The sequence below is a fragment of the Bradyrhizobium tropiciagri genome, from assembly GCF_001189845.1.
GTDB lineage: Bacteria > Pseudomonadota > Alphaproteobacteria > Rhizobiales > Xanthobacteraceae > Bradyrhizobium > Bradyrhizobium tropiciagri.
In genome coordinates this window covers 1-11,440 of sequence record NZ_LFLZ01000007.1, presented here as the reverse complement: position 1 = coordinate 11,440, position 11,440 = coordinate 1, and the positions used below count along the sequence as shown (strand labels likewise).

12 protein-coding genes and 1 pseudogene are annotated in these 11,440 nt (G+C 66.1%); 8 read left to right on the top strand and 5 right to left on the bottom strand.

All coding sequences use genetic code 11. The features are described from left to right. Positions 1-93 precede the first annotated feature (93 nt). Complete coding sequence (aat, locus tag AKN84_RS08010; RefSeq protein ID WP_050420211.1) at positions 94-774, top strand: leucyl/phenylalanyl-tRNA--protein transferase; 681 nt, start codon at positions 94-96, stop codon at positions 772-774. A gap of 144 nt (positions 775-918) precedes the next feature. Here aat and AKN84_RS08005 read toward each other — a convergent pair whose 3' ends face one another. Beyond that, positions 919-1,920 carry a DUF2155 domain-containing protein gene (locus AKN84_RS08005; protein ID WP_050420209.1) on the bottom strand — a complete coding sequence of 334 codons (1,002 nt, stop codon included), beginning with the start codon at positions 1,918-1,920 and terminating at the stop codon, positions 919-921. A gap of 257 nt (positions 1,921-2,177) precedes the next feature. Here AKN84_RS08005 and AKN84_RS08000 point away from each other — a divergent pair, with 257 nt between their 5' ends. From AKN84_RS08000 to AKN84_RS07985, 4 genes are all read left to right on the top strand, one after another. Further along, the gene (locus tag AKN84_RS08000; protein WP_050420208.1) at positions 2,178-2,957 is read left to right on the top strand and encodes an SDR family NAD(P)-dependent oxidoreductase; all 780 of its coding nucleotides are present in this window, start codon (positions 2,178-2,180) and stop codon (positions 2,955-2,957) included. A 36-nt stretch (positions 2,958-2,993) separates the two neighbouring features. Continuing rightward, entirely contained in the window at positions 2,994-3,935 is a 942-nt protein-coding gene (locus tag AKN84_RS07995; protein ID WP_050420207.1) for an alpha/beta hydrolase, read from the top strand. A 182-nt stretch (positions 3,936-4,117) separates the two neighbouring features. Then, positions 4,118-5,341 carry an SLC13 family permease gene (locus tag AKN84_RS07990; RefSeq protein ID WP_050420206.1) on the top strand — a complete coding sequence of 408 codons (1,224 nt, stop codon included), beginning with the start codon at positions 4,118-4,120 and terminating at the stop codon, positions 5,339-5,341. 78 nt (positions 5,342-5,419) lie between these two features. After that, positions 5,420-5,899, top strand: a complete 480-nt coding sequence (locus AKN84_RS07985) for a hypothetical protein (RefSeq protein WP_244484984.1) — start codon at positions 5,420-5,422, stop codon at positions 5,897-5,899. 242 nt (positions 5,900-6,141) lie between these two features. On the opposite strand, the gene AKN84_RS07980 is transcribed toward AKN84_RS07985, so the two are convergent. Together AKN84_RS07980 and AKN84_RS07975 are read right to left on the bottom strand one after the other, a co-directional pair. Beyond that, on the bottom strand, positions 6,142-6,360 hold the full coding sequence (locus tag AKN84_RS07980) for a hypothetical protein (protein ID WP_050420204.1): 219 nt from the start codon (positions 6,358-6,360) through the stop codon (positions 6,142-6,144). A 205-nt stretch (positions 6,361-6,565) separates the two neighbouring features. Further along, positions 6,566-7,504, bottom strand: coding sequence for a GlxA family transcriptional regulator (locus AKN84_RS07975; protein ID WP_050420203.1), 939 nt, complete (start codon positions 7,502-7,504; stop codon positions 6,566-6,568). Between the two features lie 110 nt (positions 7,505-7,614). On the opposite strand from AKN84_RS07975, the gene AKN84_RS07970 reads away from it, so the two are divergent. Beyond that, on the top strand, positions 7,615-8,316 hold the full coding sequence (locus AKN84_RS07970; protein WP_050420202.1) for a DJ-1/PfpI family protein: 702 nt from the start codon (positions 7,615-7,617) through the stop codon (positions 8,314-8,316). A gap of 48 nt (positions 8,317-8,364) precedes the next feature. Here AKN84_RS07970 and AKN84_RS07965 read toward each other — a convergent pair whose 3' ends face one another. After that, on the bottom strand, positions 8,365-9,120 hold the full coding sequence (locus AKN84_RS07965; RefSeq protein ID WP_157863261.1) for a molybdate ABC transporter substrate-binding protein: 756 nt from the start codon (positions 9,118-9,120) through the stop codon (positions 8,365-8,367). 120 nt (positions 9,121-9,240) lie between these two features. Here AKN84_RS07965 and AKN84_RS07960 point away from each other — a divergent pair, with 120 nt between their 5' ends. Continuing rightward, positions 9,241-10,098 carry a LysR family transcriptional regulator gene (locus AKN84_RS07960; protein WP_128970538.1) on the top strand — a complete coding sequence of 286 codons (858 nt, stop codon included), beginning with the start codon at positions 9,241-9,243 and terminating at the stop codon, positions 10,096-10,098. A 463-nt stretch (positions 10,099-10,561) separates the two neighbouring features. On the opposite strand, the gene AKN84_RS07955 is transcribed toward AKN84_RS07960, so the two are convergent. Further along, the gene (locus AKN84_RS07955; protein WP_050420199.1) at positions 10,562-10,972 is read right to left on the bottom strand and encodes an NADH:ubiquinone oxidoreductase subunit NDUFA12; all 411 of its coding nucleotides are present in this window, start codon (positions 10,970-10,972) and stop codon (positions 10,562-10,564) included. Positions 10,973-11,240: 268 nt separating this feature from the next. On the opposite strand from AKN84_RS07955, the pseudogene AKN84_RS47210 reads away from it, so the two are divergent. Then, a pseudogene (locus AKN84_RS47210) lies at positions 11,241-11,440 on the top strand (BA14K family protein); the annotation flags it as partial.

Genomic DNA, 11,440 nt, shown 5'->3' with positions numbered 1-11,440 from the left:
CGTCAACACGTCGCGACCCCAAGGCAGGCCCCAAGGCAGGCCTCATGGCAGGCCCCATCGCAAGTTCGCCCGCGCTTTGCTATCCTCTGCGGCATGACGTCACGCGACTCCGCCTCCTCCGAGATCACACCCGAGGTGCTGCTGCGCGCCTATGCCTGCGGCATCTTCCCGATGGCGGAGAGCGCCGACGATCCGACCCTGTTCTGGGTCGAGCCGGAATTGCGCGGCGTGATTCCGTTCGACGGCTTCCGCATCGCCTCCCGCCTCGCCCGCACCGTGCGTTCGGATGCGTTCACCGTCACCGTCGATACCGCCTTCAAGGCCGTGATCGCCGGCTGCGCCGCGCCGCAGCCCGGCCGCGACGACACCTGGATCAACAAGCGCATCCGCGATCTCTATGTCGGGCTGTACACGTCAGGCCATTGCCACAGCGTCGAGGTCTGGCAAGACGACAATCTGGTCGGCGGCCTCTATGGCGTCAGCCTCGGCCGCGCCTTCTTCGGTGAGAGCATGTTTCACACCGTGCGCGACGCATCGAAGGTCGCGCTGGTGCATCTGGTGGCGCGGTTGATCGCCGGCGGGTTCGAACTGCTCGACACGCAATATGTGACCGAGCATCTGAAGACGTTCGGCGCGGTCGAGATTTCGCGCCGCCGCTATCGCGCGCTGCTCGACAAGGCGATCGCGGGCGCGCCGGCGGAATTCCGCAAGCTCGACGCCACGCAGCCGATTAGGGGCGCTGATGCGCTCGCGATCATCGCCAAGCGCAATTGAACGTGGTGATGAAGTAGCCCGGATGAAGCCAACGTGTCGCGCGAACGCGCGCCCGATGACAGGCTCCGCGCAATCCGCGACAAGCCATCCGCGGATAGGTAACCCGGATTTCGCTAACGCTCCATCCGGGCTACGCAGTGGCGATCAGTTTCCAAACAAGCCGCCGAACAACCCGCCCGGCCGCTGCTGCTGGGGCGGCGGAGGTGGCGGCTGCTGCTGGTATTGCGGCAGCGGCTGCGGCGGCGGACGCGGTGCGGCCTGCTTCGGCGGCGCGCGCTTCTGGGCCGGCGGCGGAGGCGGCGTCGGCGCCTTCGGCGGATCGGGCGCGGCGGTCACGATGGTCTGGTCCGGCCCTTTGCAGTCGGTCAGCCAGATGTCGTAGATCGGATGCTCGACGCCGTGCAGGCCGGGGCTCGCCGCGAACATCCAGCCGGAGAAGATCCGCTTCACCTCGCCCTGCAAGGTGATCTCGTCGACCTCGACAAAGGCGTCGGTGTTGGCGGCTTCCGTCGACGGCCTGGTGTAGCAGGCATCGGTCTTCACCCGCAGCGCACCGAACTGCACGGTCTCGCCGATGTCCTCGTCGAAATTGATGATGCGGCCGGTGATCTTGTCGAGGCCGGAGAAGCTCGCCTTCTTGTTGGTGATCTTGGTCGAGGGCGGCTCCTGCACGACCTCGTCACCCGGCTGCAATGTCGCAGGCGTCTGCTGCGGGGCGCCCTGGGGTGCACCCTGCGGCGCGCCCTTCGGACGCTGCCCCGGCGGCAGCGGGTTGGCGCCGGGCGGCGTGTTGGCAACGGCGGGACCGCCGGGCTGCGGCGGCTGCACGGCGACGCCGGGCGGAGCGACCGTCGCGCCCGGTGGCGGCGCCAGGGGCTGCGACTGCACGCTGCCGGGCGGCGGCACCGCCTGGCCGGGCGGCAACGCCCGCGGCTGCGTCGGCAACAGGCGGCCGCGCGGCAATTCCGGCACTTCCTCGTCGTCGTCGCCGGGCGGCGCCACCTGGCCACGCGGGATCGAGCCGGGCGGACGCGGCGCGGGATCGGAGAAAATCGTTCCGATCTGCGCGCGCGCGGGCGGCGCAAGCGAGATGGTTGAGGCGGCAATCAGGGCCGCAAAGCCAGTCAGGGCAACGGTTCGAAGCATCTCGCGCGGCTTTAAAGGGCGAATCGGGCTCGCGACAGTCTACCTTGATATCGGCCGCTCGCAGGCCACCGGTTAACACGCCGAATACGGCGGGGAAAGGGCACCCGGCCACCTCTCCCCGGCCCTCTGGCCACCCACTGGCTACTCACTGGCTACTCTTGGGAACACGTGTGATAGTCCTCACGCTGAAGGCGCGCGGCAACGCGTGAAAACGAGGAAAATCCGGATCGAACCGGACCAGCCAGAGGAAACCCAACATGCCCGATCGCATCAGGCTCGACGGCCGGGTCGCCGTCGTCACCGGGGCTGCCGGCGTCATCGGAACCGCCACGCTCCAGCTGCTCGCCGAACGCGGTGCGCGGATTGTCGCAGTCGACCGCAAGGGGGCCGATCTTGCCGCCGCCATCAAGGACCTCCCCGCCTCGGCCGAGGCCCTGTCGATCACCGCCGACGTCACCGATGAGGACGAGGTCAAGGACTACGTCCGCGCCGCGGTGGACCGCTTCGGCACCATCGACGCCTTCTACAACAACGCCGGCATCGAGGGCGACATCAGGCCGATCCCGGAATATTCGCTGGAGAGCTTTCGCCGCGTGCTCGACGTCAATGTCGTCGGCGTCTTCCTCGGCATGAAGCATGTGCTGCCTGTCATGCTGAAGCAGAACAAGGGCAGCATCATCAACACCGCCTCGATCGCGGGCCTGATGGGATCGCCGATGATCGCGGTCTACAGCGCCAGCAAGCATGCGGTGATCGGACTGACCAAGAGCGCGGCCTGGGAATGCACCGGCACCGGCGTGCGCGTCAATTGCGTCTGCCCCGGCATGATCGAGAGCCGGATGCTGAGCACGATCCTGCAGGGCCGCTCCGGCGGCAACGCGCCGCCGCCGGTCGAGAAGATCGTCGACCGCATCCCGGCGCGCAGGCTCGGGCTTGCAAGCGAGGTGGCCTCGATCGTCGCGTTCCTCGCCTCCGACGAGGCGAGCTACGTCTCCGGCTCCGCCTACACCGTCGACGGCGGCCGCACCGCCGCCTGATATTTCAGTTCAGCATCACAAAGAGGTTTATCGTCCATGCCCGTCGTTCTCGATCCCGATGCCGCCGCCGTCTACAAGGCCTTCCAGGAGGCCGGCCGTCCCGCCTACGAGACGCTGACCGCGCCGGAAGCCCGCGAATATTATCGCGCCGCCCGCATCGTCTCCAATCCCGAGCCGCCCGCGCTTGAATCGAGCAAGGCGCTGGCGATCCCGGCGCCGCACGGCAGCATCCCGGCGCGCATCTACACGCCGAAGACGCTGCGCAAGACGAACGGGCTCGCGCCGTGCCTGGTGTTCTTCCACGGCGGCGGCTGGGTGATCGGCGATCTCGATACCCATGAGGTGGTGTGCCAGAAGCTCGCCCATGAGGGCGAGCTGGTCGTGATCTCGATCGATTACCGCCTTGCGCCCGAGCATCGCTTCCCTGCCGCGGTCGACGACGCCGTGACCGCGACCCGATGGGTCGCGGCCAACGCAAAGGATCTCGGCATCGACGCGACGCGGCTGATCGTCGGCGGCGACAGCGCCGGCGGCAATCTGGCGGCCGTGGTTGCGCTCACCGCCCGCGACGGCGGACCGAAGCTCGCCGCCCAGCTCTTGATCTATCCCGGCACAGATTTCTCGCGGAAGCATGCCTCGCACCGCGAGCCCGAGACCAGCATCCTGCTGACGCATTCGGTGATCGGCTGGTTCGCAAACCATTATCTCGGCGGCGCCGACAGCACCGACTGGCGCGCTTCGCCCGCCCGCGCGAAAAGCTTTGCCGGATTGCCGCCGGCCTATGTGCTGACCGCCGGCGCCGATCCCTTGCGCGACGAAGGCGACGAGTATGCGAAATTCCTGAAAGACGCCGGCGTGCCCGTGACCTACCGGCATTTCCCCGGCCAGTTCCACGGCTTCTTCACCATGGGCAAGCTGCTCAATCAGGCCAATGTCGCGGTGACCGAGATCAGCACGTGGTTGAAGGGACTTGGCTGAAGTCGCTGGGCTGAGCGATCCGATCACGGACGACGTTTGCGGCGTCGTCCCGTGGTCGAGGGTCGGGAGCGCGTGGTGCAGGCAGCTTGCGGCGTTAGCGCGCCTTGCAGTTCTCCGCGCCGCGCGATAGTGCGGCCGGACGCGCTTCAGACCGCCGAGCACTCCAGCCTGCGAGGATCATCTTGCTCACGCCCATCCTCGTCTACGGCATCCCGTTCGACTTCATCCTGTTCGCGCTGACGCTGCTCGGCGTCGCGATCTTCCATCACCATACGCTCGCCGTGGCGTTGACGGGTCTTGCCGCGATCGTCGCCTACAAGCTGCTCTTCGCCGGCTTTGCGAAATTCGGCGCGGGCCTGCCCGGTCTCGTACACCACATGGAGCATGAGTGGGTCACGCTCGCGAACCTGTTCCTGCTGTTGATGGGATTTGCGCTGCTGTCGCGGCATTTCGAGGAGAGCCGGATTCCCGACGAGATGCCGGCGCTGCTGCCCGATGACTGGAAGGGCGGACTGATCCTGCTGGTGATCGTGTTCGTGCTGTCGGCCTTCCTCGACAACATCGCAGCCGCCCTGATCGGCGGGACCGTGGCGCGTTACGTATTCCGCGGCCGCGTCCATATCGGCTATCTCGCGGCCATCGTCGCCGCATCGAATGCCGGCGGCGCCGGCAGTGTCGTCGGCGACACCACCACGACGATGATGTGGATCGACGGCGTCAGTCCGCTCACCGTCGTCGACGCCTATGTCGCCGCCATCGTTGCGATGCTGGTGTTCGCGGTGCCGGCCTCGCTGCAGCAACATCGCTTCTCACCGATCGTGAAGAAGGCCCCGTCCGGCCTCGACATCGACTGGGCACGGGTCGCAATCGTCGCGGTGATCCTGCTCGCCGCGCTGACCGCCAACGTCACGGCCAATCTGAAATTCCCCGCGCTGCTTGACGCGCTGCCGGTGCTCGGGCTCGCGGTCTGGGCCGCGATCCTCGTCACGGCGCTGCTGCGGCGGCCGGACTGGTCTGTCATGCCCGAGACGCTCAAGGGCACCGTGTTCCTGCTCGCGCTGGTGACGGCGGCATCGATGATGCCGGTGGAGAAGCTGCCGGCCGCATCCTGGCAGACCGCGCTCGGGCTCGGCTTCGTCTCGGCGGTGTTCGACAACATCCCGCTGACCGCGCTGGCGCTGAAGCAAGGCGGCTACGATTGGGGCTTTCTCGCCTACGCGGTCGGATTTGGCGGATCGATGGTCTGGTTCGGCTCGTCTGCGGGCGTCGCGGTGTCCAACATGTATCCGGAAGCCAAGTCGGTGGTCCGCTGGATCACCCAGGGCTGGCCGATCACGGTGGCCTATGTGGTCGGCTTCTTCGTGATGCTTGCCCTGCTCGGCTGGCATCCCGACGCACCGCATTGACGCAATTACGGAATTTTCCACGCTGCAGCGCACAATAGCGCGATTGCTTCAAAACTGTGGAAAAGCGAGACAAATCCGTTGACATTGCTAAACTCCATTCGCCGTAACATCTTATGGAGATTTCGCATGAGTGTTAGTGCAGAAGTCCTCGCCCGCGCCCCATCGGAGCAGTTAGGGGATGAGATCCACACGGCGACCTCGCATCGGCCACGCAGCAACGTCCGACCTCTCTCACCGATGCCGGACTATGTCGAGCACCGCAACGGGGTCAACGAAGTCGGCAAGCTGTCGGCCGAGGCGGTCGTGCGCGAATATGAAGCGGCGGTGAAGGAGATCGAGGCGCTTGGATCGGAATTGCAAATGGCCGCCAAGAACTGCGAGGTCATGGTCGCAGGCGTTCATGACATGATCGCCGAAATCAAGGAGTTCGCCGCTGGTTACCGCGATCAGGGCAAGCGCTTCTTCCTGAAGATCGAAGCCGTCTCGTTGATGACCATGGAGGTCAGGGACACCTGCGAAGCACTCAAGAAGAAAATCGCGACCGATACATTGAGCTAGTGATTCTTGGTTGAAGCGCGTTTCACGGTCAGCTCATCCGTTGATCTCTGCGATCGTGGGCTGATCCTGTATTGGTGAATGACTGCGCTATTCGGCGCGGCCGAACCGTTAGTTCTATACAAAACTAGATTATTCGAGATCAGGTCGCTCAACATCATGTCGTCCAATACCTCGGCCCCGCTTCGGCGGGGCCTTTGTATTGTCGCGAGCCCGAAGGAGCCGAGCCTCCATCCATGACCGGCTTACTGCGCGTCAGGTGCACGCTCAGCTGTGTCCGCGGCCGGAGCCAACGCGGATATCGGAGACCAGCGATCGCTGAAATCCTTGGCCGGCAACGTGTCCGCACCGGAGGCGACAACGGTCTCGGTCCGGGGCAAGTGCGACTTGACCGTCGCGGCGGTTGCGGTGACAGCCAGCAGGGCGACGGCCACGAACCCGGTAATCGTTCGATGCTTTGTCATTCAGAACCTCCTCGGGTCCCCAATGCCCACTTAACGTGGGTCACGGGAACCGGCGCGAGGTTCATCAGCGCAAGACGGCATGCATCGCGTGCAATCGGACAACGATCTTGTCCCACTCAAGGTGCCGTCACCGGCAGCGGTGTACGCTTCGCCGCCGGAATGACCTTCGATCCAACAAGTCGCCGGAGCTTCCGCAGTCGACGCCCTACCCCACCCGCGCGGCCCGGCGCAGCGATTGCGGCGGCTGGCCGAAGGCGCGGATGAAGGCGCGCCGCATCCGCTCGGGATCGCGGAAGCCGGTGATCTCGGCGACGCGCTCGATCGCCTCGCCCGACGACTGCACGCGCTGCCGCGCCACCTCGATCCTCAGCCGCTCGACTGCTTTCGACGGCGTGGTGCCGGTCTCGGCGATGAAGGCGCGCGTGAAATGCCGCGAGCTCATCCCGGCCTTGTCGGCGAGATCCTCGACGGTCAGCGGCGCGTCGAGATTTTCCCGCGCCCAGGCGAGCAGCGGGCCGAACCTTCCGTTCGGCGTCTTCAATTCCAGGAGCGAGGAGAACTGCGACTGCCCGCCGCTGCGGCGGTGATACAGCACGAGCTGCCGCGCGGTGTTCTGCGCAACCTCGTCGCCATAGTCCTCGGTGATCATGGCGAGCGCGAGATCGATGCCGGCGGTGATGCCGGCCGAGCTCCAGATATTGCCGTCGCGGACGAAGATCTGGTCCGGCTCGAGCTTGATCTTCGGGTAGCTCTTCACGAAATGCGGCGTGCGCTGCCAATGCGTGGTCGCGCGGCGGCCGTCGAGCAGGCCCGCCTCGGCCAGCACGTAGGCGCCGGAGCAGACGCTGGCGACGCGGACGCCGCGGCCCGCCATCCGCCGCACGAAGGACAGCGTGGTGGGACAGCTCGCAGGCGTCCGCACGCCGTTGCCGCCCGCGATGATCAGCGTCGTGATCGCCGCCGACGGCTTGAGGCCGCGCGCCAGCATCTCGACGCCGGACGACGAGCGCACCGGTCCGGCCTTCACCGCAATGGTCTTTATACCGGGCGGGTTGTTGGCGAAGCGCGCCGCGATCTCGAACGCTGCGATCGGGCCGGCCGCGTCGAGCAGCTGGAAGTCGGGAAAGATCAGGATGCCGATCATCGCCAAATCCTTTGCGGAAGCGCCTCGTCCGAAAACGAGGGAAATACGCCATTCTTGACAGGAGGCCATCATGGCATCCTGGTTCCGTCAAGCGCTATTTGGAGGCCCCCATGTCCGAACCCCTGCAGATTGGATTGCTCGTCTTCCCGAAGGTGACCCAGCTCGACCTGACCGGTCCGCTGCAGGTGTTCTCGTCGGTGCCCGGCGCCAAGGTGCATCTGATCTGGAAGCGGATCGAGCCGGTTCCGAGCGACTCCGTGATGGTGCTGACGCCGACCACGACCTTTGCCGATTGCCCGCAGCTCGACGTGATCTGCGTGCCTGGCGGCTTCGGCACCGACGACATGGTCGGTGACGAGGAGATGCTCGGCTTCCTTCGCAAGCAGGCAGCGGGCGCGAAATACGTCACGTCGGTCTGCACGGGCTCGCTGGTGCTCGGCGCAGCGGGCTTGCTCAAGGGCTTTCGCGCCACCACGCATTGGAGCGCGATCGACTTCCTTGCCGGCTTCGGCGCCATCCCGACCAAGACCCGCGTCTGCGTCGACCGCAATCGCTTCACCGGAGGCGGCGTCACCGCCGGCATCGACTTCGCGCTGACGCTGGTGTCCGAGCTCGTCGATCGCAAGACCGCGGAAGCGATCCAGCTCAGGCTCGAATACAACCCGGCCCCGCCGTTCAATGCCGGATCGCCCGACACCGCGCCGGCCGAGATCCTCGCCTTCATGAAGGAGCGGATGGGACCGGCGCACGCGCGCCGCGGCGAATTGATGGGCCGCGCGGCGGCGCGGCTCGCCCAAAGCGGGCCGTCGTGATCGCACCCGACGATTGCAGCCGTTGTCACCGTTGCCCAAGACAGGGCTTCAGGGAGCAATCGGCTCCAGTCCCTTGCTCCGTATCGCAGCGGCGGCCGCCGGCGAGTGCAGGAATGCGATCAATTGCGCGACGGCCTTCGGCTCGCTGGCATTGGCGCTGATGCCGACACTGAAGGTGGTGTAGTTCTGCAATTCGTCCGGAAGAACGCCCGCGAGAGCGACGCCCTCGACGCCGATGATGTTCGGCACGGTGATCACCGTCAGCTCCGCCTCGCCGCGCGCGACGGCCTCCACCGGGCTCCGTCCTGCTACGGCCAGGAGCTTCGGCTTCACGTCGGCCGCGATCCCGAGGCGATCGAGCAGATGAAGGAAATAGCTGCCGCTCACGCTCTCGCTTGAATAGGAGATTGATCTCGCCGCCAGCAGCGTTCGCTTCAGGTCCTCGCTGGAGGCGACCTTGGGCATCGGTGCACCCATGCGGATCGCGACGCCAGCAGCCGTGCGGGCGACGTCCGATCGAGAGCCCGCGGCTATCTTGCCGAGCCGCGCAAGATCATCGACCGCCGCCGGCAGCAAGACGGCGGCGTCGAACTTCTCGCCCGCCTCGATCTGCCGCTTGAGCACCGGCACGCCCTCGAACGTGAAGACAAGCGTATGGCCGGTCGCGCGTGCGAACGCGGGCGCAAGCTCGTTGAAGACACCTTTCATGGTCGGCGTGCTGAGAACCGTGACCTCGGCCGCACCGCCGGCCGTCGCGCTCATCGCCAGTACAAGCGCCGCGACCGCGACGCGAATGCCCCTCATCGACGTCTCCTGCATCTCGGGTCCAGGCCGACAGTTCAGCCGGAGCTGGAGTCAGCGCCAGAACAGGAGTATCCACAAGGTCGATTATTCGACAGGCCGGTAGCCGTTTAGGTACGTCATATGCGCTGGGCTGATAGGGTTGGGCGTTTTCTCAAGCCTCGCGACCTCCACGTCTTCATGACGGTGGTCGAAGAGCGCAGCATGGCGAAGGCCGCCGAGCGTCTGGCGATCTCGCGGCCGGTGATCTCGCGCACGATCGCCAATCTCGAGCACATGCTCGGCGTGACGCTGCTCGACCGCACGGCGCGCGGCATCGCGCCGACCCTGTTCGGCAAGGCGCTGCTCAGGCGCGGCACCGCGGTGTTCGACGAACTTCGACAGAGCGTCGAGGAGATCGCGTATCTTGCCGATCCCAAGGCGGGCGAGTTGCGCATCGCCTGCACCGAAGTGTGGGCCGCCGGCCTCGTGCCGGCAGCGATCGAGCGGCTGTCGAAGCGTCTGCCGCGTCTGCGCGTCAGGCTGGAGCAAGGCACCGCGCAGCATCAGTTCAACCTGCTGCGGGAGCGTCGATGCGAGATCGTGATCTCGCGGCTGCTGACCGAGACCCCGGACTCCGACATCGACATGCAGCCGCTGTTCTACGAGCCGCTGGCCGTCGTCGCCGGCCCACAAAGCTCCTGGTCGCGCCGCCGCAAGCTGTCGCTTTCAGACCTCGTCGACGCACCGTGGATCCTGTCGACGCTGGAAGCGGAAGCCGGCTCGCCTTTCGTCGAAGCATTCCGTATCGCGAAGCTGCCGGTCCCCACCGCAACGATCTTCAGCAACTCGCTCCACCTGCGCATCAGCCTGCTCGCCACCGGTGGCTATCTCACACTCGTTCCGGGCTCGGCGCTGCGGTTCGGCCCCGGGGCGGCCTGCTCAAGGCGCTGCCCGTGGCATTGCCGCGATGGCATCTGCCGACGGCGATCTTCACCCTGAAGGGCCGCATGCTGAGCCCGGTGGCGCAGGTGTTTGCCGATTGCGTTCGCGAGGTTGCGAGGCCGCTGGCCCAGGGCAAGGCCCAGGCAAGGTAGCGCCCCGACGCCTCGCCTGCCTTGCATCAGAAAAAGGCCGCCCGGTTTCCCGAGCGGCCCTTCCTGTCTCACGGTAGCCTCACATTTGCGGGCGATTTCAGGACATCTGTACCGGGGGCCTATCTCCCGGCCGCATCCAACTCGGAGGCCGCTGCTCATCGGGACAGTCGCGATCTGGAGCCCGAACCGACGCGATGGTTTCCCATCTCCGTAAGATGGCTTCATTGAGCCGCGAAGACGTCCGCAACGCAAGCGGGCAGCATCGGCGACGGCCGACCTGTCCCCGCTGTTACCGTTGTCCACAGGCGTGCGTGCGCTGCACGCGCGTTGTTACGCGCGCGCACGCTCAAGACAGCGACGCGCGAAGGTCAGCTTCCGGGGGTCCAGGCGTGGTAGTCGCCGGTCGCCTTCGGGCGGCGGCCGCTTGCCAGCGTCGAGCCGGACGGACGGTAAGCCTGGGCAGTGCCGGTCATGTTCGGCAGATGCGGCTTTTCCCACTCCCGGGCGACGTATTTCTCGTCGGTCGGGGGCACGTCGACCGTGTGGTGCAGCCAGCCGTGCCAGCCGGCCGGGATCCGCGAGGCTTCGGCATAGCCGTTATAAACCACCCAGCGGCGCTCGAAGTGCAGTGTCGGGTCGATCTCGCCGCCCTTGGTGCGGTAGTAGCGGTTGCCCTGCTCGTCCTCGCCGACCAGCTCGCCGAATCGCGAGGTCCACAATTGCGTGCCAAAGGTCTGGCCGTTCCACCAGGTGAAGAATTTCAGCAGGAATTGTTTCATGCGTGGCCGGTCACGGGTTCGAGGCTGTCCGGCTCTGATGCCACCTGAATCCGCAAATGTCCAGCCGCCGCCAAGGTAGCCCGGCACTCCCGGCATGGGCCCCGATCACGAGCCCGTTTGGCGACCAAATGACGCGGTCACGGAGAGTTTTGTTCACCTGCCATACATGCGCCCCCGGCCAAACAAAGATGACGGACAATCAATGTCGCGAGCGGGAACGTCCAACCGCAGAAAAGGTTAGACATTGTCCGTTTTGATGGAGTCCAAAATGATCAATATGAAGGTTTTGAGCACCGCCGCGGCGCTGGCGCTTGCGCTGCCGTTGGCTGTGGCGCCGACCGTTTCGTTCGCCCAGTCAGCCGCGCAGATGGGCGCGATGGGCGGTGGCGGTGGTGCCCGCGGTGGCGGCGGCGGTGGCGGTGGCCACGTCGGCGGCGGTGGTGGCTTTGGCGGCGGCCGTGGTGCTGC